General features: G+C 65.9%; 21 protein-coding genes. 10 read left to right on the top strand and 11 right to left on the bottom strand.

The features are described 5' to 3' along the window. Positions 1–10: 10 nt before the first annotated feature. From HHL21_RS04350 to HHL21_RS04325, 6 genes are read right to left on the bottom strand one after another with little or no spacing between them, the layout of a single operon-like run. Entirely contained in the window at positions 11–1,225 is a 1,215-nt protein-coding gene (locus tag HHL21_RS04350) for a VanZ family protein (RefSeq protein ID WP_169464045.1), read from the bottom strand. Between the two features lie 10 nt (positions 1,226–1,235). Then, the gene (locus HHL21_RS04345) at positions 1,236–1,928 is read right to left on the bottom strand and encodes a tetratricopeptide repeat protein (protein ID WP_169464044.1); all 693 of its coding nucleotides are present in this window, start codon (positions 1,926–1,928) and stop codon (positions 1,236–1,238) included. A 10-nt stretch (positions 1,929–1,938) separates the two neighbouring features. Then, complete coding sequence (locus tag HHL21_RS04340; protein WP_229496021.1) at positions 1,939–3,195, bottom strand: glycosyltransferase; 1,257 nt, start codon at positions 3,193–3,195, stop codon at positions 1,939–1,941. Beyond that, complete coding sequence (locus HHL21_RS04335) at positions 3,189–4,040, bottom strand: hydrolase 1, exosortase A system-associated (protein ID WP_169464043.1); 852 nt, start codon at positions 4,038–4,040, stop codon at positions 3,189–3,191. Before HHL21_RS04335 ends, HHL21_RS04340 begins: the two co-directional genes overlap by 7 nt. Next, positions 4,037–4,876 carry a hydrolase 2, exosortase A system-associated gene (locus tag HHL21_RS04330; protein WP_169464042.1) on the bottom strand — a complete coding sequence of 280 codons (840 nt, stop codon included), beginning with the start codon at positions 4,874–4,876 and terminating at the stop codon, positions 4,037–4,039. Before HHL21_RS04330 ends, HHL21_RS04335 begins: the two co-directional genes overlap by 4 nt. Further along, positions 4,873–5,121: an acyl carrier protein gene (locus HHL21_RS04325; protein WP_169464041.1), complete on the bottom strand. Its 249-nt coding sequence runs from the start codon at positions 5,119–5,121 to the stop codon at positions 4,873–4,875. Before HHL21_RS04325 ends, HHL21_RS04330 begins: the two co-directional genes overlap by 4 nt. Positions 5,122–5,497: 376 nt before the next feature. On the opposite strand from HHL21_RS04325, the gene HHL21_RS04320 reads away from it, so the two are divergent. From HHL21_RS04320 to HHL21_RS04290, 7 genes are all read left to right on the top strand, one after another. Then, on the top strand, positions 5,498–7,093 hold the full coding sequence (locus HHL21_RS04320) for an acyl-CoA ligase (AMP-forming), exosortase A system-associated (RefSeq protein ID WP_169464040.1): 1,596 nt from the start codon (positions 5,498–5,500) through the stop codon (positions 7,091–7,093). After that, positions 7,090–8,325, top strand: coding sequence for a pyridoxal-dependent decarboxylase, exosortase A system-associated (locus tag HHL21_RS04315; protein ID WP_169464039.1), 1,236 nt, complete (start codon positions 7,090–7,092; stop codon positions 8,323–8,325). The genes HHL21_RS04320 and HHL21_RS04315 overlap by 4 nt, the downstream gene beginning before the upstream one ends. A 76-nt stretch (positions 8,326–8,401) precedes the next feature. Then, on the top strand, positions 8,402–10,252 hold the full coding sequence (locus HHL21_RS04310; RefSeq protein WP_169464038.1) for an asparagine synthetase B family protein: 1,851 nt from the start codon (positions 8,402–8,404) through the stop codon (positions 10,250–10,252). A gap of 107 nt (positions 10,253–10,359) precedes the next feature. Next, positions 10,360–11,223: a phosphotransferase family protein gene (locus HHL21_RS04305; RefSeq protein ID WP_169464037.1), complete on the top strand. Its 864-nt coding sequence runs from the start codon at positions 10,360–10,362 to the stop codon at positions 11,221–11,223. Next, positions 11,217–12,179: a polysaccharide deacetylase family protein gene (locus tag HHL21_RS04300; RefSeq protein ID WP_169464036.1), complete on the top strand. Its 963-nt coding sequence runs from the start codon at positions 11,217–11,219 to the stop codon at positions 12,177–12,179. Before HHL21_RS04305 ends, HHL21_RS04300 begins: the two co-directional genes overlap by 7 nt. Next, positions 12,176–13,114 (top strand): GNAT family N-acetyltransferase, encoded by a 939-nt coding sequence (locus tag HHL21_RS04295; RefSeq protein WP_169464035.1) that lies wholly within the window; start codon positions 12,176–12,178, stop codon positions 13,112–13,114. Before HHL21_RS04300 ends, HHL21_RS04295 begins: the two co-directional genes overlap by 4 nt. A 10-nt stretch (positions 13,115–13,124) precedes the next feature. Further along, entirely contained in the window at positions 13,125–13,667 is a 543-nt protein-coding gene (locus HHL21_RS04290) for a GNAT family N-acetyltransferase (RefSeq protein ID WP_169464034.1), read from the top strand. Here the strand turns inward: HHL21_RS04290 and HHL21_RS04285 are convergent. Next, positions 13,664–13,969, bottom strand: a complete 306-nt coding sequence (locus HHL21_RS04285; protein ID WP_169464033.1) for a hypothetical protein — start codon at positions 13,967–13,969, stop codon at positions 13,664–13,666. The genes HHL21_RS04290 and HHL21_RS04285 overlap by 4 nt on opposite strands. 124 nt (positions 13,970–14,093) lie before the next feature. Here HHL21_RS04285 and HHL21_RS04280 point away from each other — a divergent pair, with 124 nt between their 5' ends. Together HHL21_RS04280 and HHL21_RS04275 are read left to right on the top strand one after the other, a co-directional pair. After that, positions 14,094–14,363, top strand: coding sequence for a ubiquitin family protein (locus tag HHL21_RS04280; RefSeq protein ID WP_169464032.1), 270 nt, complete (start codon positions 14,094–14,096; stop codon positions 14,361–14,363). A 2-nt stretch (positions 14,364–14,365) separates the two neighbouring features. Further along, the gene (locus tag HHL21_RS04275) at positions 14,366–15,454 is read left to right on the top strand and encodes a WD40/YVTN/BNR-like repeat-containing protein (RefSeq protein WP_169464031.1); all 1,089 of its coding nucleotides are present in this window, start codon (positions 14,366–14,368) and stop codon (positions 15,452–15,454) included. 7 nt (positions 15,455–15,461) lie between these two features. Here the strand turns inward: HHL21_RS04275 and icmF are convergent, their stop codons facing one another. From icmF to HHL21_RS04260, 3 genes are all read right to left on the bottom strand, one after another. Further along, complete coding sequence (gene icmF, locus HHL21_RS04270) at positions 15,462–18,749, bottom strand: fused isobutyryl-CoA mutase/GTPase IcmF (RefSeq protein ID WP_169464030.1); 3,288 nt, start codon at positions 18,747–18,749, stop codon at positions 15,462–15,464. A gap of 132 nt (positions 18,750–18,881) precedes the next feature. Then, a complete protein-coding gene (locus tag HHL21_RS04265) occupies positions 18,882–22,442 on the bottom strand; it encodes an indolepyruvate ferredoxin oxidoreductase family protein (protein WP_169464029.1) in 3,561 nt (1,186 codons plus the stop codon). A gap of 191 nt (positions 22,443–22,633) precedes the next feature. After that, entirely contained in the window at positions 22,634–23,572 is a 939-nt protein-coding gene (locus tag HHL21_RS04260; protein ID WP_169464028.1) for a LysR substrate-binding domain-containing protein, read from the bottom strand. A 135-nt stretch (positions 23,573–23,707) separates the two neighbouring features. On the opposite strand from HHL21_RS04260, the gene HHL21_RS04255 reads away from it, so the two are divergent. Further along, on the top strand, positions 23,708–24,931 hold the full coding sequence (locus HHL21_RS04255) for an HD-GYP domain-containing protein (RefSeq protein ID WP_169464027.1): 1,224 nt from the start codon (positions 23,708–23,710) through the stop codon (positions 24,929–24,931). Positions 24,932–24,936: 5 nt separating this feature from the next. Here HHL21_RS04255 and HHL21_RS04250 read toward each other — a convergent pair whose 3' ends face one another. After that, positions 24,937–25,983 carry a GGDEF domain-containing protein gene (locus HHL21_RS04250; RefSeq protein WP_169464026.1) on the bottom strand — a complete coding sequence of 349 codons (1,047 nt, stop codon included), beginning with the start codon at positions 25,981–25,983 and terminating at the stop codon, positions 24,937–24,939.

The raw sequence follows: 25,983 nt of genomic DNA, 5'->3' as shown, positions 1-25,983 counted from the left end.
CCAGGCCCGCTCAGGCCGGTGGTTCGCGCGCCGCACAGGCGCCGGTCCGCGGACGCGCGCCGCTGCCGGACAGCCACGGCAGGCTCCAGCCGATGCAGCCCAACATCACCTGCGTGATATCGCCGTAGCGGCCCGGCACGGTTTGCTGCGACCATTCCAGCCAGAACAGCACCATGCCCAGCACCAGGGCGCCCGCCAGCGCTGGCAGCCACGGGCGGTCGCCGCGATACAGGTAGCTGCTGAAACAGGCCAGTGCGAAGCAAGGCCAGATGAAGTCCAGAATGTCCTGGAAGCCCGCGAGCGAATTCAATTGCCCCGCCAGCGGCACCCAGTTGAAGTCGAAGGTCCGCCCGCTCTTGCCCGGAACGCATTGGGTGATGACGAAGCCGGCCGCTAGCGCCATCATTCCAGCCAGCGCATGGGGCGCGCGGGCGCCCGGGCGGCGCGCGAGCGCCAGCAGCGCCAGCCCGACGGCCGCGCCGGCCAGCGCTTCCGGCGACAGCTGGCGCCCCTGGATCAGCATCTTGAACATGAAAACCGCGGCCACCAGCAGCGCGAACACCGGCAGCAGCCGGCGATCGCCGCGCAGCGACAGGCGCAGCAGCAGGCCGAGACCAGCAAGGTAAAGCGCGTAGACGGCCGCCTGGGCGGCATTGAACGCCGCCGGGTTGACCAGGACCCGGTACAACGGCGACAGCGCGTGGCGCAGATGGCTGGCATCCAGGGCCGGCACCAGCGGGCTGGTTTGCGACAGCGCCCACAGGCAGAACGCGACCGCGCCGAGTTCGGCCGGGCGGCCCTTGCGCAGCCAGCCATGGCGCAGGGCCAGGCTGGCGGCGCCGAAACGGGTGTCGCTGCGCAGCAAGGCGGCGCCGGCCGCGCCGATGCAGGCGCCGGCGATGTTGAGCGCGATGTCGATGACCGAGGGATCGCGGCTGGGAACGAACTGCTGCAGGCTTTCCATGGCCAGCGACAGCAGCGCGCCGGCGCTGGCCGCAAGCAGGAAAGCGGACCCGCAAGCGATCCGGCGCCGCAGCGCCGCGGCCAGGGACAGGCCGAGCGGCATGTAGGCGAGGACGTTCTGGACGATGTCGGCGCGCTCAAGGCGGCGCGGGAGGGTAAACAGGAAGCCGAACAGCGCATCGGGCGGCGCGGTCCAGCCGGTCAGCGGGTACAGGCTGGCGTAGCCGATCAGAATGGCCAGGCCGAGGGCGATGTAGCCCATGGCGCACGGCTTATTCCGCCGCCGCCGACTCCAGCGGTTCCGTCGTCTCGGCCGGCGTGGTCGTTTCCGGCTTGTCCGCCGTCTCCGGCAGCGGCTGCCATTTGCCCGAACTGACCAGCATGTTCTTCAGGCCGGGCAGCGGGAAGCCGAGCGAATAGGCCTTCTGGGCCAGCCGGTTGGCGGCCTCATAATTTTTTTTCTTGAAGTACAACAGTCCCGCATTGTAGTTGACCGCGGCGTCGTTCGGCATCAGCTGCACGGCTTCGTCGTAGCGGGCCAGCGCTTCGTCAAGCCGTCCCATCCCGTACAGGTAGCCGCCGTAAGCGGCGCGCGCCTGGCCGTCGTCCGGCGCAAAGCGGACCGCGCGCTCGAAATAGCATTCGACCGCGTACTTGGCGCCCGGCACCTTGTACTTTTTCTTCAGCAGGCCGGTCTTGGCCATCACCGCCAGCGCCGGTGCGTGGTTGGGGAAAGCGCGCAGCGTGTAGTCGAGGTTGCTGCCAATGGAGGTGTAGCTGCGGCCGATGCCGTGCTTGACCTCGTCGGTGAAGTGGTAGGTCTCGACCACGTTCAGCTTGTCGGCGCGGGTGCGGTAATCGAATGGCCCGTAGGCGTTATCCAGTTCGCCGCAGTAAGGCGCGGCTTGCGCGGCGCCGGCAGTGGCGATCAGCAGGATGGCAAGGCGACGATGCAAAATGGCCATGGGAGTTCCGTCAAGAGTGAGTGGAAGGAGCAATTGCCGCGTCGAGCAGGTCGCTTAACCTGCTGGTGCGCGCCTGCCGTGAATACTGCTGCACCGTTTCCGGCGTGGCAAGCGGTGCGCCGCCGCTGGAAATCAAGCCGATGAACCGTATGATAGCCTGCGCAATCCCGATCGGACAATCGAGTGGCGCAATCGTGTCGACCCCAGCCGTGCGCAGGGTGGCGGCGGTGTCGCCGGCCGGATCGGTCAGCGCCAGCACCGGGCGGCGCGCCCGCAGGTACTCGTACAGCTTGGCCGGCACCTGGTGGTTGCAGTTGGCCGCCTGCAAGATCAGCAGGCCGTCGGCGCCCAGCATTTCCGCCAGCGCGTCGCGGTAGGCGATGTGCGGCGCCAGCGAGACCACGCTGCCGATCTGATGCTCGTCAATCATCGCCGCGATGTACGCATCGTGCCCGGTGGCGCGCAAGGTCAGGTGGAAGTTCGCGGCCGCGATCGCGCCGCTGGCCAGCAGCGAGGCCAGCGCCTGGAACAGCGCGGTCGGGTCGCGCTCGGACGGATAGATCACGCCGCTGTGCACCAGCCGCAGGCGCCCGTCCGGCCGGTGCGGCAGCGGAATCGCTTCGGCGTTGATGAAGTTTTCCTCGTCGTAACCGTTTTCGATCACCTCGAATTTTGCCGCCGGCAGGCCCGGGAAGCGCGCCCGGTAGACCTCCGCGGCGCCGCGCGTGGTGCACACCAGCAGCTCGCAATGCAGCGCCGTCTGGCGTTCGATCCAGCGGTACAGGCGGCGCAGGAACGGGTTGGCCGGATAATCGTCGTCGGTCATCGGGTCGCGCATGTCGGCCACCCACGGGATCCCGGTCAGCCGGTGCAGGGCCAGGCCGACCAGGTGCGCGGTGGCGATCGGGTAGGTCGACCAGATCACGTCGGGAGGCTGGCGCCGGATCAGCTTCAGGCCGGCCGGCACGGCGCCGAACCACCACGACACCCAGCGGTCGGGCAGGGCCAGCCAGCCGGGATAGCGGCCAAACAGCGACAGGTGGCGCGCGGTGTCGAAGGCGAACGCCCGGTGCACCTGCATGCCTTGCGGGATGTCGCCGAGCTGGTCGTCGCCGGTGTTGGCGTAGGCGCGCGGGTGCGCGCTGAGCACGGTCGGCTGCCAGCCGTGGTTGCCGAGATACTGGGAAAATTTCAGCGTCCGCTGGATGCCGCTGCTGCCCCGCATCGGGGGGTAGTGGTAGGCGATCATCAATATGCGCTTTACCATGACTTCAACCAATCAGTCGTCCAGAGCGCGACTTGCCGGCGCCACGCGGCGCGCGAAAACGTGTGGTCGGCGGCGGCCAGGTCGCGGCGGGTGGTGCGGGCCGACTTCAGCTGCGCCTGCCATGCGGGCGACGCGGCGGCGACATCCATGAATTCCTGCGCGGTGAGGTCGGCGCCGCTAAGGATCAGCAGCACCTCGCCCTTGAAGGCGGACAGCCCGGCCAGCATGCGCTCGGGCAGCCTGGCGGCGGGCGCGCTCGCCGCGCCGCCGGCCTGGCCCGTGCCGGCCGCCTGCAGCAGGCCGGCGGCGCTCGTGAGCGCCGCCGCAACACGGAACTTGCCGCTGAGGAGTTTGCGCCACAGGCTGGCTTCGAACAGGCGCTGCACGTAATAGTGTTTCAGCGTGGCCCTGGCCAGGCCTTCGGGCGTGCGCACCCACGGGTTGAGCAGGGTGACGCCGGTCACGCGGGCGTCGCTGGCGGCATAGAACAGCGCCGCCGAGGCGCCGTCGCACAGGCCCCACAGCGCCACGTCGCGCAGCGACGGCACCGCCTGCATGAAGGCGTCGACGGCGGCGCGCAGGTCGTCGCCCACCTGCTCGAACGAGCGCATCGCGCCTTCGCTGTCGCCCATGCCGCGGTAGTCGAAGCGCATCGATGCCACGCCCTGTTCGCCCAGCGCGCGCGCCAGCAAGACGAACTGGCGCTGGCTGCCCGCGCGGTATTGCGGGCCGCCGACCACCACCAGCACGCCGCGCTGGCTGGATGTCTCCGGCTGGCAGACGATGCCGACCAGGGCCTCGCCCTGGCAGTCGAAGCTGATGGCGTTTTCAGTGAAGGGCATCATGCGCTGGCCGTGGCGAACATCCGGACGGTGGCGTCGACCAGCTCCGGCGCTTCTTCGATTTCCTGGGTCGCCCAGAAGGTGGGACCGGCGACCATCTGGAGGTGCACGGCGGTTCCCGCGGCTTCGATCGCCGCGACGATGCGCGCGCTGACTGGCGCCAGCGAGGTGGCGGCGCCCGCCACCTCGAACCAGTGGATCGGGCAGGCAGTATCGGCCAGCGCAGTGATCTCGAGCGAGTCGAGGTCGTCGGCCAGGGCAGGGTGCAGCCGGTAGCCGGCGATTTCCAGTACATTGCCTTCGCGCAGGCTTTCGCGCAGGGCCCTGGTGGACCGTCCAGCCGCGCCCGGCTCGCCGCCCAGTTCGCTGGCCACCTTCAGCCGCAGGAACTGGGTCAGCACGCTGCTGCCCTGCTGCACCGGCTGCCACAGCAGCACGTAAGGGCACTCAGGGGTGTTGCGCGCATAATCGAGCGCCAGCAGGGCGCCGAGGCGCAATCCCCACATCCCCACCGGGCGCCCGAGCCGTTGCGACAGCCAGGCGGCGCCGGCTTTGATGTCCTCGCGCCACAGCGCCAGCCGCGCATCCTCGAAATCGCCGGCGCTGTCGCCGCAGCCGGACAGGTCCAGCTGCAGCACGGCGATGCCGGATTCAGCCAGCGCGCGCGACTGCAGTGCCGCCATGCGCCGCGACTTGTTCATCTCTTCGGCGAACGGATGGACGTACACCAGCGCGCCGCGGCAGCTGCCGTGCGCCGGGTGGTACAGCGAAAATTTCGGTCCCGAACCCGTGTCCAGGAAGAAGGGCTGCGCGCGCGGGCTGCCAGGCGAACGGGTCATTGAGCCAGTTTGGAGGCGACGAAGTCGTTCAGGCTGCCAAGGGTTGCGAAGGTGCTGGCGCTGATTTCATCGTCGTCGACAACGATGCCGAAACGCTCTTCGAGTGCCCCGATCAGGTGGACCACGGCCATGGAGTCGAGCTCCGGAATGCTGCCCAGCAGCGGGGTTTCCGGCTTCAGCCGGTCCTTGGCGGCGCCAAGGCTCAGTACATCGGCGAGCACGTTCTTCAATTCGTCCAGATACATCGATTTCTCCTGAGGGAATGCCGGTTTGATTGGTGGCGCCGCGATCGGCGCGGGTTCACTCAGCATTGTAGGCGATTACTATGAGGGGCATTCAGCACTCATTGCGCGGTCGCAATCGAATGGCGGCGCGATGCGGCGTCGTGACAACAGCATCAGTCCTTCGCGGAGGCCGCTGTTCCCTCTACAATACAAAGCAGTCGGAAGGGTGTCCGGGGTCCGCACCGATTCAATTGCGCAAGCATTTTTAGATAGCATAATATAAACTATAATTACTTTTTTTCCAGTGGTCAATGTTAAAATGCTCATTGGCTGATGCGCCGGGCGTGGCTGCTTTGACTGCAATTTTGCGTTAATTCCATACTCCTGCAAGGTAGCGATGAGTGATCTAATCCACCAATTCATTTTCAACTCGGCGGCCCGCACTCCCGCCGCCGAGGCCCTGGTCTACGGCGCCGCACGTCTCGACTACGCGACGCTGGCCGGCGCGGTGCGCAAGGTCGCCCACAACCTGCTGCTGCAGGGCCTCGGGCGCGGCGAGCGCGTGGCGGTCTACCTTGAGAAGAACATCGAAAACGTCGCTGCCATGTTCGGCGCCGCCGCCGCCGGCGCGACCTTTGTTCCGGTCAACCCGCTGCTGCGTCCGGAGCAGGTCGGCTACATTCTCAACGACTGCAATGTGCGCGTGCTGGTCACCTCGGCCGACCGCCTGCACACGCTGGCGCCGGTGCTGGCCGAATGTCCGGACCTGGACGTGGTGGTGGTCACCGGCGACGCATCGGGTGAGCTGCCGGAGCTGCCCGCTGGCGTGGCAGTGCTGGCGTGGGCCGCGCTGATGGCCGCGCCGCAGTCGCCCCCGATGCCGCACCGGGTGATCGACACCGACATGGCGGCGATCCTGTACACCTCGGGCAGCACCGGCCGCCCGAAGGGCGTGGTGCTGTCGCACCGTAACATGGTGGCCGGCGCCAACAGCGTGTCGACCTACCTGGAGAACGTCCCGCAGGACCGCATCCTGGCCGTGCTGCCGCTCAGCTTCGACTATGGCCTCAGCCAGCTGACCACCTCCTTCAAGGCCGGCGCCACCGCGGTGCTGATCAACCACCTGCTGGCGCGCGACGTCGTGCGCGCGGTGGAAGCCGAGCGCATCACCGGCCTGGCGGCGGTGCCGCCGCTGTGGATCCAGCTGGCCGGCCTGGCCTGGCCGGAAAACTGCACGCTGCGCTACCTGACCAATTCCGGCGGCGCCATGCAGCGTCCGACGCTCGACGCCCTGCGCCGCGCGCTGCCGGGCGCGCGCCCGTTCCTGATGTACGGACTGACCGAGGCCTTCCGCTCGACCTACCTGCCGCCGGATGAACTCGACCGCCGCCCCGATTCGATGGGCAAGGCGATCCCGAACGCCGAAGTCATGGTGCTGCGCCCCGACGGCACCGAGTGCGACGCCAACGAGCCGGGCGAACTGGTGCATCGCGGCGCGCTGGTATCGCTGGGCTACTGGAACGACCCGGCCAAGACTGCCGAGCGCTTCAAGCCGTTCACCTCGAAGCAGCACGGCCTGGTGCTGACCGAAATGGCGGTGTGGTCGGGCGACACCGTGCGCCGCGACGAGGAAGGCTTCCTGTACTTCCTGAGCCGCGCCGACGAAATGATCAAGACCTCCGGCTACCGGGTCAGCCCGAGTGAAGTCGAGGAAGTCGTGTACGCGCGCGAACACGTGGGCGAGGCCGCCGCGATCGGCGTGTCGCACCCGAGCCTGGGCCAGGCCATCATCGTGATCGCGTGGCCGCGCGAAGGCAGCGGCATGACCGCTGCCTCGCTGCTCAGCGCCTGCAAGCCGCACCTGCCGGCCTACATGTGGCCGGCCAAGATCGTGATCGCCCAGGAACGCCTGCCGCGCAACCCGAACGGCAAGATCGACCGCAAGCTCCTGAGCCAGCAATACGAACACACTTTTATGGGTAACACAGAATGAACCCGACACGCCCACAGCATGCGCCAATGATCCAGTTCGCCGTCGACAACGGGTCACTGGTGGTCGGCGGCGTGCCGCTTCCCCGGCTGGCCGAACGCATCGGGGCGACGCCGTTTTACGCGTATGACCGCAGCAAGCTGACCGCACGCGTGGGCGAACTGCGCCGCCACCTGCCGCCGGAAATCCACCTGCACTACGCGATGAAGGCGAACCCGATGCCGGCCGTGGTGCAGCACATGGCCGGCCTGGTCGACGGCCTCGACATCGCCTCCGGCGGCGAGATGCAGGTCGCGCTGGACACGCCCTTCGCGCCGGGCGAGATCAGCTTTGCCGGCCCGGGCAAGAGCGACACCGACCTGACCACCGCGATCGCCGCCGGCGTCGTGCTGAACATGGAGTCGGCCTTCGAGATGGAACGCATCGCCGTGTTCGGCCGCCGCCTTGGCATCGTGCCGAAAGTCGCGATCCGCGTGAACCCGGACTTCGAACTGAAATCGTCGGGCATGAAGATGGGCGGGGGGCCGAAGCAGTTCGGCGTCGACGCCGAAATGGTGCCGGAGATGCTGGCGCGCCTGGCCGAACTGGGCCTCGCGTTCCAGGGCTTCCACATTTACAGCGGCTCGCAGAACCTGAAGGCGGAATCGCTGCAGGACGCGCACGAAAAGACCTTCGCGCTGGCGATCCGGCTGGCCGCGCATGCGCGCACGCCGGTGCTGTCGCTGAACATCGGTGGCGGTTTCGGCATTCCCTACTTCCCCGGCGAAGGACGGCTCGACCTGGAAGCGGTGGGCGCCAACCTGAAGCGCCTGGTGCCGGACGTGAAGCGCGCCCTGCCGGAAGCGAAGATCGTGATCGAGCTGGGGCGCTACCTGGTGGCCGAGGCCGGCGTGTATGTGTGCCGCGTGATCGAGCGCAAGGTCTCGCGCGGGCAGGTGTTCCTCGTCACCGATGGCGGCCTGCACCATCACCTGGCGGCCTCGGGCAACTTCGGCCAGGTGATCCGCAAGAATTACCCGGTCGCGGTCGGCAACAAGATGAATGCCGCGCGGCGCGAGACGGTCTCGGTGGTCGGCCCGCTGTGCACGCCGCTCGACCTGCTGGCCGATCAGATGGAACTGGCGGCCGCCGAACCGGGCGACCTGGTGGTGGTGTTCCAGTCCGGCGCCTATGGCATGACCGCCAGTCCGGCGGCCTTCCTCAGCCATCCGGGCGCGCGCGAAGCCCTGGTCTGAGTTGCCCCTATTGAATACAGCTGGCGGCCTACCCTGCAAGAGGACAAGACATGATTGATGCGACCGGAGCGGGACGATGAGTGGTATATGCGGTTGGATGGGCTATGGCGGCGGCGCCGCGGAAAACCGCCGGTTGGCCGAAGAGATGGGCGCACCACTGGCGCGTTTCGACCGGGCGCCGCTGGCGTCGATCCAGCGCGGCCGCAGCGCGGTGGCGGTGGCGGCTGCCGCCGACCAGGCGCTGCTGTACCAGCAGGACAAGCTGCTGCTCGCGGTCTGGGGCGAAGTCAAGCTGCGCGACCCGGAACTGGCCGAACAGGCGCGCATCCACGGCGCCGGCCAGGTGCTGGCGGCGCGCTGGCGCGAAGGCGCGCAGCAGGTCTGCGCCGCGCTGTCGGGCGGGTTCGCGCTGTGCATCATCGACGAGGACGCGGGCGAAACGCTGCTGGCGTGCGACCGCATGGGCACCGTTCCCGTGCTCTACCAGGTGGCGGGGGAGGCGCTGGTGTTCGGTTCGTCGGCCGACGTGATCCTGCGCCATCCGCTGACCCCGGCCCGGCTCGACCACCAGGGCCTGTACAACTACACCTTCTTCCATATGGTGCCGGGTCCGGACACCGTGTACCAGAACCAGCAGCGCCTGCTGCCGGGAGAATACCTGCACTTCAAGCGCGGCAAGGCGGCCACCGCCGCTTACTGGCGCGCCCAGTTCGATGAAGACGGCAAGCGCTCGATGGCCGACCTGCGCCAGGAATTCCGCGCGGTCCTGCGCAGCAGCGTCAAGGACAGCATGGGCGGGCGCAAGGTCGGCGCCTTCCTCAGCGGCGGCACCGACAGCTCCACCATCGCCGGCGTCATGTGCGAAGTGGCGGGCAAGGGCGCCGACACCTATTCGATCGGGTTCGAAGCCCAGGGCTACGACGAAATGGCGTTCGCGCGCATCGCATCGCGCCATTTCGGTACCACCCACCATGAATACTATGTGACGCCGGACGACGTGGTCGCCGCGATCCCGCAGATCGCCAGCGTGTTCGACCAGCCGTTCGGCAATGCCTCCGCGGTCCCGGCGTTCTATTGCGCGCGCATGGCCAAGGCGGACGGCATCGGCCGCATCTTCGGAGGCGACGGCGGCGATGAACTGTTCGGCGGTAATGAACGCTACTCGAAGCAGCATATCTTCGCGCTGTACGGACGGGTACCGAGCCTGGTGCGCAAGGCCCTGCTCGAACCGGCAGTGTTCAACATGCCGGGCGGGCACCTGATCAATGTGGTGCGCAAGGCGCGCAGCTACATCCAGCAGGCCTCTGTGCCAATGCCGGCGCGCCTGGAGACCTACAACCTGCTCGAGCGCTATGGCGCGAAGGAAGTGTTCACTGCCGACTTCCTGGCGACCACCAACAGCGCCGCGCCGCTGGCCGGTCTGGTGGAAACCTACGGCCGCAGCGAGGCGAAGAGCCTGATCAACCGCATGCTGGAGCTCGACCTGAAGGTGACGCTGGCCGATAACGACCTGCCGAAGGTATCGAAGGCGTGCGAGCTGGCCGGCATCGAAGTCGCTTTCCCGTTCCTCAATGACGAGATGGTGGCCTTCGCTTCGCGGCTGACTCCGCAGCAGAAGCTCAACGGCACCAAGCTGCGCTACTTCTTCAAGGAGTCGCTGCGCGGCTTCCTGCCGGACGAAATCATCAACAAGCAAAAGCATGGCTTCGGCCTGCCGTTCGGGGTCTGGCTGCAGCACCACAAGCCGCTCCAGCAACTGGCGATCGACAGCCTGACCGACCTGAAAGCGCGTAACATCGTGCGTCCCGAGTTCATCGACCAGCTGGTCGGTCACCACCTGAAGGAGCACGCGGGCTATCACGGCACCATGGTGTGGGTGTTGATGATGATGGAACAGTGGTTCCAGCAGCGGCGCGCGGCAGCATAAGCTAGCCCATGCCCATGCTTCGCTATATTTTTCGACGGAATAGTTTTTGGGGGCTTGCATGCTTCCACTGCGGGCAGCGCGCGGACTGGCGGATCTTGCATGCGCGCTTGCGCCTGAATTCCTGCGCCGCCGTGGCCCATTGCCGCGCGTGCGGCGGGGTCCAGTTCCTGAAGCGCTACTATCGTTCGGGCGCGGCCTCGCAGCGCACCTGCGTGAATGAATTCGCCACGCTGGAACGGATATTCCTGACAACCGACAAGCCGCCCGCATTGCGGATGCCGCGGCCGTACCTGTATTGCGCCGGCAAGCGCGCGTTCTCGATGCAGTACCTGGCAGGCGACACGCTCGACGCGAAAATGCAGCAGTGCGGCGACGCGGCGCTGGTCGAACAATGTATCGCCGAGTCGGCAAAGTGGCTGCGCGCACTGCACGACTTGCCGGTAACAGGGCTGTCGGCCGGCCGCGACTACCCCGCCATGTTCGCGCGGATCGAGGCCGACTGCAGCGCATGGCGCAGTGAAAGCGCGCTGGTGGCGCAGGCCCTCGACGCCATGCGCGCCGCGCTGCCGCTGGTTTCCGAGTCGGGTATCCAGCCTGCGCCGCTGCACGGCGACTTCAAGCCGGCCAACCTGATCTGGACCGAGGCAGGCGTGTACGGCATCGACGCCAGCATCCGCAACGTCAATCCTGGCGCGATGGACATTGCCCAGTACCTGTCCGACCTGCTGCTGACATTGCGCCGCTATCCGGCCCATGCGACAAGCCTCGACCGCCTGCTGGATGTGTTCCTGGCCGCTTACGGAGACACCAGCGAAGCGCAGCGCCGCGCAGTCATGTGGTGGATGTCGTATTCGGTACTGGCCGCCGTTGCCGGCAAGCGGCGCCGCTTCGGGCGCGGCGCCGCGCTCGACCCGAAATTCGGCTGCGCGCTGGGCGCACTGGCTGATCCGGCTCGGGATGCCACATGGTGAATGTGTTCATCACGGTGGACGTCGAGCTGTGGTGCGACGGCTGGACCGATATCGACCGCAGGTTCGCGCAGGCGATGCGCAAGTACATCTACGGCGACACGGCGCAGGGCGGCTTCGGCATCCCCTACCAGCTGAACGTGCTCAACGAGCATGGGCTCGACGCGGTGTTCTTTGTCGAGCCCTTGTTCTCGGCGCGTTTCGGCCCCCAGCCGCTGGCCGATATCGTCGGCTTGATCCAGTCCGCCGGCCAGGAAGTCCAGCTGCACCTGCACACCGAATGGGTGGACGAGGCGCGCACACCGCTGCTGCCGGACGTGACATCGAAGCGCCAGCACCTGCGCTATTACACCCTGGCCGAACAAACCAGCCTGATAGCGCAGGGAGCCGGCATGCTGGAGCGCGCCGGGGCGAGGCGCCCTGACGCTTTCCGCGCCGGCAGCTTCGGTTTCAACCGCGACACCATCGGCGCGCTGGCGGCCAACGGCATTCCGTTCGACAGCAGCTACAACGCCACCCTGTTCGGCCCGGACAGCGGCGTGCTGCCGGGCGAACTCGCCACCGCGCCTTTCGCCTGCGGCGGCGTGCATGAATACCCGATGACGGTGTTCATGGACGGTACCCGCAAGCTGCGCCACGTCCAGCTGACGGCCTGCTCGCATGGTGAAATCGAAGGCCTGCTGCTGCAGGCGGCGGAGCGTGGCGATACCGATTTCGTGATCCTGTCGCACGGCTTCGAACTGCTGAACAAGCGCAAGGACCGCGCCGACAAGGTCGTGCTGAAGCGCTTCCATCAACTGTGCAAGTTCCTCGACCGGCGGCGCGACGCCTTCACCACGCGCGGCTTCACTGGCCTCGCTGCCGCTGCCGCGCAACCGCAACCGCCGCTGCTGTCGTCGTCGCTGTGGCAGACCGGCACGCGCATCGCCGAACAAGCCCTGCGCAGGAGGTACCGATGACCGTTTGGGAGCGCCGCGATGTACCGTTCAAGTTCCAGCTCAGCGACATGACGCTGTTCAGCGTGCGGATCCCGCTGCAGGTGCGGTCGGAACGGCTGGTGGCGGACACGCCGCCGACGCACGAGCTGCGCGTGCCGGCCGACGCGCTGCTGGCGGGCAGCCAGGGCTACGTCGTGCGCGGCCTGCCCGTGGAGGGTGAACCCAGGGTGCTGAGCAAGGTGGGCGATTTCATCTGTTACGTGCCGCAGCAGTACCACCATTGCTACATCGACCTGTCGCAGACCTTCGAGCAGTACCAGAAGAAGTTCTCGTCCAAGACCCGCTCGACCATCAGCCGCAAGATCAAGAAATTCGCCGACCATTGCGGCGGCCAGGTCAAGTGGAAGCTGTACCGCGAGCCGGGCGAGATGAAGGAATACTTCGCGCTGGCGCGCGCCGTGTCGAAACTGACTTACCAGGAACGCCTGCTCGACGCCGGCCTGCCGGAGTCGGACGAGTTCCAGCGCGAGGCGGAGCAGCTGGCGGCCGCAGGAAGGATCCGCGCCTGGATCCTGTTCGACGGCGAGCGCCCGGTCTCCTACCTGTATTGTCCCGTGGCCGACGGCGTGCTGAGTTATTCCTACGTCGGCTACGATCCGGCGTACATGGACAAGTCGGTCGGCCTGGTTCTGCAATGGATCGCGGTGGAACAGCTGTTCAGCGAGGGCATCTTCAAGTATTTCGATTTCACGGAAGGCCAGTCGGATCACAAGCGCCTGTTTTCGACGCACCAGCGCCGGTGCGCCAATGTCTTCTTCATCCGCGACAGCCTGCGCAGCAGGGCCATTGTGTTCGCACACCGCAAGGTCGACAGCCTGTCGGTGTGGGCGGGCGAGATGCTCGAGCGCCACGGCCTGAAGGCGAAACTGAAACGGCTGCTGCGTGGTGCGGGATAAGGACGGCGCGATGAAATCGATCGTCAAGAAAATACTGCGCCTGTTGCTCGGCGATTACTCCGCGTACCACGTATACCGGAACGGTGCGATTGCGCCGGCGCCGGGCAACGGCTTGGTGGTGCGCCAGCTTGACGCGGACGACCTGCGGCGATCGCCTGACGCGGAAATTGGCGAGCAGGCCTTCTACCTGGGCGAAGGCGCGCACGGTTTTGGCTGTTTCGACGGCGATGTGCTGGCGGGGGTGTGCTTCTACTGGCACGGCCAGCGCTACCTGAAGCGTAATTTCTGGCCGCTGGCGCGAGGCGAAGCGAAGCTGGTGCAGATCCTCACGCTGCCGCGCATGCGCGGGCGCTCGGTGGCTCCCACGCTGATCCAGGAATCGGCCCGGGCGATGCAGGCGCTGGGATTCGCCCATACCTATGCGCGCATCTGGCATTCGAACACGCCGTCACTGCGCGCATTCGCGCGCGCAGGCTGGACGAGGGTGGCCACGGTGATTGAAGTGCATCCGTTCTCGATGGCGCGTGCGTTCAGGCTGCGGTTGCGGCGCTAGCCGGGCTTGCGCATCCGTTTCAGCAGGCTGTCGACGCTTTCGGTGACCGGGACGCCGTCGCGGCGAAGGCGCTGGACATTGAGCACCAGGTTTTCAAGCACCAGCTTGGCCGACACTGCGAGTAGCGTCATCAGCTTGTCGTCGGTGCTGAAGTTTTCCATGGCGCCAGCGAGTTCGCACAGGTGCAGCGCGACCAGCTTGCGCAGCTCTTCTTCCTCGAAGGGCAGGTCGCCGAAATCGATCGGATCTTCTGCTTCAACCTCGCGCATCAGCGCTGCGAGTTGGTCGGGTTTGATCGGCATGCCTGGTCTCCGTGGATGGTCCCGGCTTCATTGTAGACCCGCCCGGAGAATGGCGACAACGGGATCGGTTGCAGCTACAATCGGATGACATCCCTGTCGTCTTTTAAATTGCATCGAACGAATCATGGCGCGACTTGTTTTCACCCAGCAACTGGCACGCTTTGTCGCGGCACCACAGTTTGACACCGGCGCGGTCCAGCTGCGTACCGCGCTCGAGGAAGCGTTCGACAACAATCCCTTGCTGCGAGGCTATGTGCTGGACGACCAGGGCGGCCTGCGCGAGAATGTGGTGATCTTTATCGACGGCCGCCGCTGCACCGACCGGCGGCGGCTGGACGACCCCTTACAACCGGCCAGCATGGTCTACGTCCTGCAGGCACTTTCCGGAGGCTGACAATGAACCAGCGCGCGCTGCTTTCGACCCGCAAGGGCCTGTTCGAACTGCACCGCAACGGCGCTGGATGGGACATCGGGCCGGTGCATTTCCTGGGCGAGCCGGTGTCGATCGCGCTGGCCGATCCGCGCGATGGCAGCGTGTATGCGGCGCTCAACCTTGGCCACTTCGGCGTCAAGCTGCACCGTAAGGATGCGCGCAGCGATGCCTGGACCGAGATCGCCGCGCCGGCCTATCCGCCCAAGCCGGACGGCAGCACCGACAGCGTCGAGTGGAACAACAAAATGATCTGGGCGCTGGAGACCGGTGGCGCCGACGAGCCGGGCGTGCTGTGGGCCGGCACGCTGCCGGGGGGGCTGTTCAAGTCGGCCGACCGCGGCGACTCGTGGCAGCTGGTGCGTTCGCTGTGGGACGTGCCGGAGCGCGCCAGCTGGTTCGGCGGCGGTTACGACGTGCCGGGCATTCACAGCATCTGCGTCGATCCGCGCGACAGCAAAACTATCCTGGTTGGCGTGTCCTGCGGCGGCGCATGGCGCAGCCTTGACGGCGGCGCGACCTGGACGGTGTCATCGACCGGCATGCGCGCCGATTACATGCCGCCCGAGATGAACGAGAACGAGGCCGTGCAGGACCCGCACAGGCTGGCGCGCTGCGAGGGCAGCCCGGACGTGGTGTGGTGCCAGCACCATAACGGCATGTGGCGCTCGGAGAACGGCGGCCGCAACTGGCGCGAGCTTACCGGTGTGCCGGTGTCGAATTTCGGCTTCGCGGTCGCGGCCCATCCGCATGACCGCGATACCGCGTGGTATGCGCCGGCCGAGGCCGACCAGCGCCGCGTGCCGGTCGGCGCCGCGATGTCGGTGACGCGTACCCGTGATGGCGGCAAGACCTTCGAGGTGCTGCGCAACGGCCTCCCGCAGCAGCACTGCTACGACCTGGTGTACCGCCATGGGCTGGCGGTGCATGAAAATGGCAGCAGCCTGCTGATGGCGTCCACCAGCGGCAACGTGTGGAGTTCGAACGATGCGGGCGACAGCTGGCAGGCCCTGGCAGGGAACCTGCCGCCGGCCTGCGCGGTGCGGTTCGGATAAGCGCGCCTTACATATTGCGCCGGTACTGGCCGCCAACCTCGAACAGCGCGGTGGTGATCTGTCCCAGCGAGCAGACGCGAACCGCATCCATCAGCTTCTCGAACACGTTGGCGTTGTCGATCGCCGCCTGCTGCAGCGCCGCCAGTGCCGTCGGGGCTTCCGCCGCGTGACGCTGGTGGAACTCCTCCAGGCGGGTCAGCTGCGACTGCTTTTCGTCGTCGGTTGAACGCGCCAGCTCGATGGTCGCCGGCGTTTCCGCCTGCTTCGGATTGCGGAAGGTGTTCACGCCGATGATCGGCAGCGAGCCGTCGTGCTTCTTGTGCTCGTACAGCATCGACTCTTCCTGGATCTTGCCGCGCTGGTAGCCGGTTTCCATCGCGCCCAGCACGCCGCCACGTTCGGCGATGCGCTCGAATTCCTGCAGCACCGCTTCTTCGACCATGTCGGTCAGTTCGTCGATGATGAACGAGCCCTGGTTAGGGTTCTCGTTCTTGGCCAGGCCCCATTCGCGGTTGATGATCAATTGAATTGCCAATGCCCTGCGCACCGATTCGTCGGTCGGCGTGGTGATCGCCTCGTCGTACGCATTGGTGTGCAGGCTGTTGCAGTTGTCGTAGATCGCGATCAGCGCCTGCAGCGTGGTGCGGATGTCGTTGAAGTCGATTTCCTGCGCGTGCAGCGAGCGGCCCGAGGTCTGGATGTGGTACTTCAGCTTCTGGCTGCGGTCGTTCGCGCCGTACTTGTCGCGCATCGTGATCGCCCAGATGCGGCGCGCCACGCGGCCCAGCACCGTGTATTCAGGGTCCATGCCGTTACTGAAGAAGAACGACAGGTTCGGTGCGAAGTCGTCGATGTGCATGCCGCGCGCGAGGTAGGCTTCGACGAACGTGAAGCCGTTCGACAGCGTGAACGCCAGCTGCGAGATCGGGTTCGCGCCCGCTTCGGCGATGTGGTATCCGGAGATCGACACCGAGTAGAAATTGCGCACCTGGTGATGTACGAAGTACTCCTGGATGTCGCCCATGACTTTCAGCGAGAACTCGGTCGAGAAGATGCAGGTGTTCTGGCCCTGGTCTTCCTTCAGGATGTCGGCCTGCACGGTGCCGCGCACGTTCGCCAGCACCCACTCTTTGATCTTGGCCGCTTCGTCGTCGGTCGGGTGGCGCTTGTTCTCGGCGAAGAACTTGTCCATCTGCTGGTCGATCGCGGTGTTCATGAACATCGCGAGGATCGTCGGGGCAGGGCCGTTGATGGTCATTGACACGCTGGTCGACGGGCTGCACAGGTTGAAGCCGTCGTACAGCACCTTCATGTCGTCCAGGGTCGCGATCGACACGCCCGAGTTACCGACTTTGCCGTAGATGTCAGGACGGATCGCAGGGTCGGCGCCGTACAGCGTGACCGAGTCGAACGCGGTCGACAGGCGCTTGGCGTCCATGCCGGTCGAGACAAGTTTGAACCTGCGGTTGGTGCGGAAAGCGTCGCCTTCTCCTGCGAACATGCGGGTCGGGTCTTCGCCTTCGCGCTTGAACGCAAACACGCCCGCGGTGTACGGGAACGAGCCCGGCACGTTTTCCAGCATCAGGAAGCGCAGCACTTCGCCGTGGTCTTCGAACTTCGGCAGCGCGACCTTGCGGATTACGGTGCCCGAGAGCGTGTGCTGGACCAGCTGGGTGCGGATTTCCTTGTCGCGGATCTTCACCACGTAGTCGTCGCCCGAGTACGCGGCCTGCATGTCAGGCCACATCGCCAGCAGTTTCTTGGCCGGCGCATCGAGTGCGTGGTCACGCTCGGTGATCAGGTCGTCGAAGTCGGCGCCCTTGCCGGCGGCAGCCAGCATGCGCTTGGTCTCGGTGAGCTGCTGGCGTTCGCGCGCCAGCTTGACTTGCTTTGCGGTGTTCTTGTGGTAGCCGCGGACGGTGTCCGAGATTTCAGCGAGGTAGCGTGCGCGGGCTGGCGGCACGATCACGTGCTTGCTGCTCGAGTGGCGCAGCGCGACCTGCGGCAGCTTGCCCGGCTTGACCGGCAGGCCGAACTCGCCCAGCTTCGGCAGCAGGCCCTGGAACAGCGCGGTGACGCCATCGTCGTTGAAACGCGACGCCTGGGTGCCGTAGACCGGCATCTCGTCCGGGCTCTTGCTCCACATTTCGCGGTTGCGCTGGTACTGCTTGGCGACGTCGCGCAGCGCGTCGAGCGCACCTTTGCGGTCGAATTTGTTGATGGCGATGATGTCGGCAAAATCGAGCATGTCGATTTTTTCGAGCTGCGAGGCGGCCCCGAATTCCGGCGTCATCACGTACATCGATGCGTCGACGTGCGGCACGATGGCGGCGTCGCCCTGGCCGATGCCGGAGGTCTCGACGATCACCAGGTCGAAGCCGGCGACTTTGCACGCTGCGATCACGTCAGGCAGCGCGTGCGAGATTTCGGAACCTGCTTCGCGGGTCGCCAGCGAACGCATGAACACGCGCGCCTGGCCGTTCCACGGGTTGATCGCGTTCATGCGGATGCGGTCGCCCAGCAGCGCGCCGCCGGATTTGCGGCGCGACGGGTCGATCGAGATCACGGCGATGTTGAGCGAATCGCCCTGGTCCATGCGGATGCGGCGGATCAGTTCATCGGTCAGCGAGGACTTGCCGGCGCCGCCGGTGCCGGTGATGCCGAGGGTCGGCACGCGCAGGTTTTCGGCTGCGTTGTGCAGTTCCTTGCGCAGCGTGTCGGCGGCCTTGCCGTTTTCCAGCGCGGTGATCAGCTGGGCCAGCGGGCGGTGGCGCTCGGCCATCGCGCCGGTTTGCAGCGGCGCCAGCGAGGTAGGGGAGTACGTGGACAGGTCGATGTCGCAGGCCTGCACCATCGACTGGATCATGCCGACGAGGCCCATGCGCTGGCCGTCTTCCGGGCTGAAGATGCGGGTGACGCCATAGGCGTGCAGCTCGGCGATCTCGGACGGGACGATCACGCCGCCACCGCCGCCGAACACCTTGATGTGGGCGCCGCCGCGCTGCTTGAGCAGGTCGATCATGTACTTGAAGTATTCGACGTGGCCACCCTGGTAGCTGGAGATGGCGATGCCCTGCACGTCTTCGGCCAGCGCTGCGGTGACGACGTCGTCGACCGAGCGGTTGTGGCCCAGGTGGACCACCTCGACGCCGTTCGACTGGAGGATGCGGCGCATGATGTTGATCGATGCGTCGTGGCCGTCGAACAGCGAAGCCGCCGTGACGAAGCGCACTTTGTTGGCTAGTTTCGGATGCTCCGGATTGTGGAGCTTGGCGGCAGGGGTCGAGTCGTTCATGATGTTCCTTGCGATATCGTTCTGGTACGGTATATGACGTTTACGTTAACGTCAAGCGCGGGGCGCGGTGGTGCTCGCCCGCAACCTAAAAACCGTCGTTCCCGCTTTCGCGGGAACGACGGCAGTGGTGGCTTATGCTGCTTTTGCGGTCGAGTTGCCAGCCAGCAAACGCGCCTTTTCGGTACGGAAGGTAGCAACATTTGCCTCCTTCACATGCCCGAAGCCGCGAATCTGTTCCGGCAGGTTCGCCAGGGCAACTGCAGTCGTGTGGTTGTCGGCGTTCAGGCTGGCGACCAGACCCTCAATCATCTCACGGTATTCCACAATCAGCGCGCGTTCCATCTTGCGTTCTTCAGTGTAGCCAAAGATGTCGAACGCGCCACCGCGCAGGCACTTGAACCTGGCCAGCAGCTTGAACGCACTCCACATCCACGAGCCGAACTGCGCCTTGACCAGGTGGCCCTTACCGTCCTTCTTCGCCAGCAGCGGCGGCGCCAGGTGGAACTTGAGCGAGAAGTCGCCTTCGAACTGGGTCTTGAGCTGCTCGACGAAGCGGCCGTCGGTGTACAGGCGCGCGACTTCGTATTCGTCCTTGTACGCCATCAGTTTGAAGTAGTACTTGGCGACGGCGGTCGACAGCTTGTTGCCGAGGCCCGCCGCCGTTTCGGCCGCACGCACCTTCGCTACCAGCTGCTCGTACTGGCCGGCGTAGCCACTGTCCTGGTAACCGGTCAGGAAGTCGATGCGCTTCTTGATCACGTTCTCGAGGCTTTGCGGCATCTGCACGACGATCGATTGCGCAGGCGTGGCGATGCGTTCTACCTTCTTCAGGTCGACGGCGGCGCGGCGGCCCCACAGGAAGCTGCGCTTGTTCGATTCGGCGGCGACGCCGTTCAGTTCAATCGCGCGCAGCAGCGACGCTTCGGTCAGCGGGATGCGGCCTTTCTGCCATGCGTAGCCGAGCATGAACAGGTTGGCGGCGATCGAGTCGCCCATCAGCGCGGTGGCCAGCTTGGTGGCGTCGATGAAGTCGGCCGCGTCGATATCAGGCGCGCCTACCGATTCGTTGATCAGCGCGCGGACCTGGTCGGTCGGGTACTGCCAGTCGGCGTTTTGCGCGAAGGTGCCAGGCGGCTGTTCGTGCAGGTTGATGACGGCCATCGTGCGGCCAGGACGCATCTTCGAGATCGCGTCCTGCGCGCCGGCGGTCAGCATGTCGCAGCCGAGGATCAGGTCCGCTTCGCCGGTAGCGATACGCTGCGCACGCAGGTGGGCAGGGGACTTGGCGATCTTGACGTGCGAGGTGACCGAGCCGTTTTTCTGCGACATGCCGGTCATGTCCAGCACCGATGCGCCCTTGCTTTCCAGGTGCGCGGCCATGCCCATCAGCGCGCCGACGGTGATCACGCCGGTGCCGCCGATGCCGTTGATCAGGATGTTGTACGGCTGCTCGACCGATGGCAGGACCGGCAGCGGCAGCGCGCCGAAGCCGTCGTCTTCGTTCTTTTTCGCGACGCCGGTCTTCGACTTCTTCAGCGTGCCGCCTTCGACCGTGACGAAGCTCGGGCAGAAGCCCTTGGTGCACGAGAAGTCCTTGTTGCAGGACGACTGGTCGATCGCGCGCTTGCGTCCGAATTCGGTTTCCTTCGGCAGGATCGACACGCAGTTCGACTGCACGCCGCAGTCGCCGCAGCCTTCGCATACCGCTTCGTTGATGACGACGCGCTGCTTAGGGTCGGGGAATTCGCCCTTCTTGCGGCGGCGGCGCTTCTCGGCGGCGCAGGTCTGGTCGTAGATGATGACCGAAACGCCCGATACGTCGCGCAGCTCGCGCTGGATCGCGTCCATCTCCTTGCGGTCGTGAAGGGTGACGAGGGCAGGCAGGTTGGAACGGTCGGCGTAGCGCGACAGGTCTTCGGTGACCAGCGCGATGCGCTTGATGCCTTCAGCGGCCATCTGCTGGGCGATCAGCGGCACCGAGGTGGTGCCGTCGACCGGCTGGCCGCCGGTCATCGCGACCGCGTCGTTGTACAGGATCTTGTAGGTGATGTTGACGTTGGCCGCAACAGCTGCGCGGATCGCCAGGTAACCCGAGTGGAAGTAAGTGCCGTCGCCGAGGTTCTGGAACACGTGCGGGATCGTCGAGAACGCGGCCTGGCCGATCCACGGCGCGCCTTCGCCGCCCATGTGGGTGGTCAGCTTGTTCATCTCAGGGTAGATCGAGGTCGCCATCACGTGGCAGCCGATGCCGGCCAGCGCCAGGCTGCCTTCCGGGACCTTGGTCGAGGTGTTGTGCGGGCAGCCCGAGCAGTAGAACGCCGGGCGGAACGGGGTGTTGTTGGCCTTTTTCAGGACCGCGTCCTTGGCGTCGAGGAAGGCGAGGCGGTCGCGGATCTGGTCGCAGGTTTTCTCGTCCGAGATCAGGCGCGAGACGCGCGAAGCGATCACGCGCGCCACTTGAGAGACCGAGAAGTCGGCCTTGGAAGTGAGCAGCCATTCGCCGCGCGGCGCAACCCATTCGCCTTTTTCGTCGAACTTGCCGATCACGCGCGGACGCACGTCGTCGCGCCAGTTGTACAGCTGTTCCTTGAGCTGGTATTCGACGATCTGGCGCTTTTCTTCGACCACCAAAATCTCGTCGAGACCCTGCGCGAATTCGCGCACGCTGTCCGGCTCGAGCGGCCATGGCATGGCGACCTTGAACAGGCGCAGGCCGACTTCCTGGGCCATCTTCTCGTCGATGCCCAGGTCTTCGAGCGCTTCGAGCACGTCGAGGTAGGACTTGCCGGAGGCAATGATGCCGAGCTTGGCGTTCGGGCTGTCGATGGTGGTGTGATTAAGCTTGTTCTCGCGCGCATAGGCCAGCGCGGCGTAGATTTTGTAGTCCTGCATCAGCGCTTCCTGGTTGCGCGCCTGCTGGCCCAGCGGGATGCTGGACAGGCGTGCATTCAGGCCGCCTTCCGGCATCTGGAAGTCTTGCGGGATCTTGACGGTGACGCGGAACGGGTCGGCGTCGATCGAGGCCGACGATTCAACCGTGTCCGCCAGCGCCTTGAAGGCGACGGTGCAGCCGGAGAAGCGCGACATCGCCCAGCCGTGGATGCCGAGGTCGAGGTATTCCTGCACGTTGCATGGATACAGGACCGGGATCATCGAGGCCGAGAACAGGTGGTCGGACTGGTGCGGCAGGGTCGAGGAGTAGGCGCCGTGGTCGTCGCCGGCCACCAGCAGCACGCCGCCGTGCTTCGAGGTGCCCGCGTGGTTCATGTGCTTGAAGACGTCGCCGCAGCGGTCGACACCCGGGCCCTTGCCGTACCACATGGCGAACACGCCGTCGTACCTGGCCGGGCCGATCAGGTCGACCTGCTGCGAGCCCCACACCGCGGTCGCGGCCAGGTCTTCGTTGACGCCGGGGACGAACTGCACGTGGTGGGCTTCGAGGTGCTTCTTGGCCTTCCACAGGTTTTCATCGAGGCCGCCGAGCGGGGAGCCACGGTAGCCGGAGACGAAACCAGCGGTGTTCAGGCCTTCGGCGGCGTCGCGCACGCGCTGCATCATCGGCAGGCGCACCAGCGCCTGGATGCCGGACAGGAAGATGTTGCCGGTGGTTGCAGTGTACTTGTCGTCGAGGGTGACCGTGGTCAGGCGCGAGGGAGCGTCCTGCGGGCCGGCAGGCATGATCGTATCAGGCATGTGAAGCTCCAAAATGGTAATTCGGTGGCGCCCGGCAGCGGGTGGCGCCGGGTGGGCGCCGGTCACGGCCGGGGTGGGCGTCGCTGTAAGCGACTAGTCTGGGCGCGAGTGTATGGCCTTACCCGCAATAGGGGAAATAGGCTTTTGGGATGGGGGTATAAGAATTTGTGATGGCAGGCGGGAGCTGCCTGTTATTTGTGCAGATTGACGCGGGCGCCGCGCCAGCCGCCGCTGTCGCACAAGTCGCGCGCGACCTGGTGGACCAGCTTGCCGACGGCGGCGGCGGCGTTGGTCAGCGGGATGTTTTTAGAGGCGCACAGCGTCACGCTGCGGGTCAGCGCCGGGTCATGCAGCGCGCGCGCCACCAGCGCGCCGCTGTCGACCTGGTCCTGCAGCGGCGCGGCCGGCAGCAAGGTCGCGCCCATGTCGGCCAGCAGGGCCGACTTGAGGATGGCGATGGAATTGATTTCGATGACGTTGGCCAGCGCGAGACCGGCGCCATGGGCGGCGTTTTCGATGCGCGGGCGCACGCCTTGCTGCTGGGCGGGCAGGATCAGGGGCTGCTTGAGCGCGTCGGCGAACGCCACGCTGGCGCCGCCCGGGTCGAAGGCCGAGCCGGCGCGGCAGATGAACATCAGGTCCTCCTCGATCAGCGGGGTGCTGGTGAAGGCGCCCAACTGGCCGTCGTCGAACAGCACGGCCAGGTTGATGCGGCCGGACTTGAGCTGCTCCAGCAGGCTGCCGGACAGCTCTTCCGTGAGCTGGAGGGTGATTTCGGGGTAGCTGGCGCGGGTCGCCATCAGCAGCGGCAGGGCGAGCGCGCCCGAAATGCTGTGCGGCAGGCCGAGGGTGACGCTGCCGGAGGGGCGGGTGGTCGACTGGATCACCGCCGAGCGGGCGTCGGCCACCTGTTTCAGGATCGCCTGGGCGTGCTCGTAGAACACCTTGCCGGCGTCGGTGCACAGCACGCCCTGCGCGGAGCGGTGCAGCAGCTGGGCGCCGAGCTCGTCCTCAAGCTGGCGCAGCTGCTGGGTCAGGGCGGGCTGGGCGACGTGCAGCACCAGCGCCGCGCGCGACAGCGAGCCGTGGTCGACAATCGCAACGTAATAACGAAGCTGGCGTAATTCCATGTTGCTTATTGGCTTAAAAATTGCATTATTGCAAAAAACAGTAACGAAAAGAAATGCTTTAGGGTAATGGAGCAGGTATACTCGGTGCGTGACCGGTCCCGATCGCGCGACGATTAAAACACAGCACCACATCCTATGCTAAAAAATATCGATGCATCCCAGCTGAAGGTTGGCATGTATATCCACAATCTCAGCTGCGACTGGATGAGCCATCCGTTCGTGCGCAACCGCCTGTTGCTCAAGACAGAAGGCGAGATTCGCAAGATCATCGATGCCGGCATTCACGATGTGGTGATCGACTGTTCGCGCGGCCTGGATGCGGACCATGCGCCGACCGTCGAGGAAGTGCGCGTGCAGAACGAAGCGGCGATCATCCAGATCGCCGAAACGCCGGTGGTGGCCGCGCGCGCGTCGATGGCTGAGGAGCTCAAGCGCGCCACGCAGATCCGCCACCAGGCCGTCGGGCTGGTGCGCACCGTGATGCAGGATGCGCGGCTGGGCAAGGTCATCGAGCTCGACCGCGTGGGGCCGGTGGTGGAAGACATCACCGCCTCGATCCTGCGCAATCCGGGCGCGCTGCTCGGCCTGTTGCGCATCAAGACCAAGGATGACTACACCTTCCTCCATTCCGTCAGCGTGTGCACCTTGCTGGTGGCGTTCTGCAACGCGCGCCGGATCGACTCGAGTACCACCTACCAGGCCGGCCTCGGCGGACTGGTGCACGACACCGGCAAGGCGCTGGTGCCGGACGAAATCCTGAACAAACCGGGCCGCCTGACCGAGGAAGAGTTCGCCATCATCCGCAAGCACCCGCAGGACGGCTACGACATCCTGAAGCAGTCGCCCGGCATTGGCGCGATTCCGCTCGACATCACCTTGCACCACCATGAGCGCTTCGACGGCAGCGGCTATCCCGGCAAGCAGGCCGCCAGCGGCATCAGCGAGCTGGCCCAGATGGCGGCGATCGTCGACGTCTACGACGCGATCACCGCCGACCGCTGCTACCACAAGGGCATGGCCGCGGCCGACGCGCTGCGCAAGCTGTACGAGTGGAGCAAGTTCCATTTCAACCCGCAGTTCGTGCAGGAATTCATGCGCTGCGTCGGCATCTACCCGGTCGGCACGATGGTGCTGCTGGAGTCGGGACGGCTGGGCGTGGTGGTCGAGGCGCATGCGACCAAGCTGCTGGCGCCGAAGGTGAACGTGTTCTTCCACACCAAGCGCGACACCTACATCAAGCCGGAGACGGTCGACCTGTCGCGCGCGCTCGGTTTCGGCGGCGGCGACAAGATCGTGCGCCACGAGTCGCCCGAGAAGTGGAAAGTCGACCCGATGCGCTTCATGGCGCTGGCGGCGTAAGCGGCCTAGAAGAATTCGGCGGTGTCGTTGGTCGGCACCGCGTGCAGCTGGCCGCCCGAGACCAGCTGGTCGTAGTGGCAGGCCTGGTTGCGGCCATGGCTCTTGGCGTAGTACAGCGCCTGGTCGGCGCGGCCGAGGATGATTACCGGCGATTCGTACGCGCTGATGCTGACAAACCCCACACTCACCGTCACCCGGCCCACCTGCGGGAACTCGTGCGATTCGACATTGGTGCGGAAGCGGTCGATGATCTTCCGGGCGTTTTCCAGCGAGGTCGAACGCAGCAGCACGACAAATTCCTCGCCGCCGAAGCGGAACACGCGGTCCTGCGCACGGAACGATGACTGCAGCAGGTTGGCGATCAGGATCAGCACTTCGTCGCCGTACAGGTGGCCGAACTTGTCGTTGACCAGCTTGAAATGGTCGACGTCGACCACCGCCAGCCACTGTTTTTCGGCGTCCGAATGGTGGCGCCGCTCCGGCTGGCCCGGCAGCGGCGGCAGCGTTTCCAGCTCGTTCGAGGTGAGCAGCATCTTGGCGAGCTGGTCGTCGAAGGTTTTGCGGTTGAGCAGGCCGGTGAGCGAATCGCGTTCGCTGTAGTCGAGCAGGTTCTGGAAGTTGCGGTACACGCTGACGATGCCGCTGATGACGTGGATCGTATCGGTGCTGTACGGCTCGGGGTGGACGATCTCGAGGCAGGTGTCGGCCTGGTCGCCCATCCAGATCGGCAGCCACAGGGTGCGCATGCCGTCGGCGGAAATGACTTCGCGGCTGGCTTCATGGCCCGCGAGGCAGGCGGCCAGTTCGGGAAACTGCGCGAGCGGCTCGCCCGGGCTGCTGCCGTCGACCGGCTCGACCATGCAGGCCGGCGAACCGCGCCCGATCAAGGCGCGCGGGCGGACGAACTCCTGGCCCCGGACGGCGGTGATGGTGAGCACGCGCGTTTGCAGCGCGCCGGCCAGTTCCTGCACTGCCGAGATCACGGAGATGTCGAGCATCGTGTGATCGCGGTGGCCGGTCATGTCCACCATGTGTCTCAGAAGGGAATCCAT

Source organism: Massilia polaris (assembly GCF_012927275.1).
Taxonomy (GTDB): Bacteria; Pseudomonadota; Gammaproteobacteria; order Burkholderiales; family Burkholderiaceae_D; genus Telluria_A; species Telluria_A polaris.
This window is presented reverse-complemented; position numbering and strand designations above follow the sequence as displayed.

Bases quoted from the DNA above. Each gene is read 5' to 3' on its own strand.
- HHL21_RS04290 (WP_169464034.1), top strand. From the start codon at position 13,125: ATGAAATCGATCGTCAAGAAAATACTGCGCCTGTTGCTCGGCGATTAC.
- HHL21_RS04275 (WP_169464031.1), top strand. From the start codon at position 14,366: ATGAACCAGCGCGCGCTGCTTTCGACCCGCAAGGGCCTGTTCGAACTG.
- HHL21_RS04340 (WP_229496021.1), bottom strand. From the start codon at position 3,195: ATGGTAAAGCGCATATTGATGATCGCCTACCACTACCCCCCGATGCGG.
- HHL21_RS04325 (WP_169464041.1), bottom strand. From the start codon at position 5,121: ATGTATCTGGACGAATTGAAGAACGTGCTCGCCGATGTACTGAGCCTT.
- HHL21_RS04260 (WP_169464028.1), bottom strand. From the start codon at position 23,572: ATGGAATTACGCCAGCTTCGTTATTACGTTGCGATTGTCGACCACGGC.
- HHL21_RS04320 (WP_169464040.1), top strand. From the start codon at position 5,498: ATGAGTGATCTAATCCACCAATTCATTTTCAACTCGGCGGCCCGCACT.
- HHL21_RS04335 (WP_169464043.1), bottom strand. From the start codon at position 4,040: ATGATGCCCTTCACTGAAAACGCCATCAGCTTCGACTGCCAGGGCGAG.
- HHL21_RS04310 (WP_169464038.1), top strand. From the start codon at position 8,402: ATGAGTGGTATATGCGGTTGGATGGGCTATGGCGGCGGCGCCGCGGAA.
- HHL21_RS04295 (WP_169464035.1), top strand. From the start codon at position 12,176: ATGACCGTTTGGGAGCGCCGCGATGTACCGTTCAAGTTCCAGCTCAGC.
- HHL21_RS04345 (WP_169464044.1), bottom strand. From the start codon at position 1,928: ATGGCCATTTTGCATCGTCGCCTTGCCATCCTGCTGATCGCCACTGCC.
- HHL21_RS04300 (WP_169464036.1), top strand. From the start codon at position 11,217: ATGGTGAATGTGTTCATCACGGTGGACGTCGAGCTGTGGTGCGACGGC.
- HHL21_RS04315 (WP_169464039.1), top strand. From the start codon at position 7,090: ATGAACCCGACACGCCCACAGCATGCGCCAATGATCCAGTTCGCCGTC.
- HHL21_RS04280 (WP_169464032.1), top strand. From the start codon at position 14,094: ATGGCGCGACTTGTTTTCACCCAGCAACTGGCACGCTTTGTCGCGGCA.
- HHL21_RS04285 (WP_169464033.1), bottom strand. From the start codon at position 13,969: ATGCCGATCAAACCCGACCAACTCGCAGCGCTGATGCGCGAGGTTGAA.
- HHL21_RS04330 (WP_169464042.1), bottom strand. From the start codon at position 4,876: ATGACCCGTTCGCCTGGCAGCCCGCGCGCGCAGCCCTTCTTCCTGGAC.
- HHL21_RS04350 (WP_169464045.1), bottom strand. From the start codon at position 1,225: ATGGGCTACATCGCCCTCGGCCTGGCCATTCTGATCGGCTACGCCAGC.
- HHL21_RS04255 (WP_169464027.1), top strand. From the start codon at position 23,708: ATGCTAAAAAATATCGATGCATCCCAGCTGAAGGTTGGCATGTATATC.
- HHL21_RS04265 (WP_169464029.1), bottom strand. From the start codon at position 22,442: ATGCCTGATACGATCATGCCTGCCGGCCCGCAGGACGCTCCCTCGCGC.
- icmF (WP_169464030.1), bottom strand. From the start codon at position 18,749: ATGAACGACTCGACCCCTGCCGCCAAGCTCCACAATCCGGAGCATCCG.
- HHL21_RS04250 (WP_169464026.1), bottom strand. From the start codon at position 25,983: ATGGATTCCCTTCTGAGACACATGGTGGACATGACCGGCCACCGCGAT.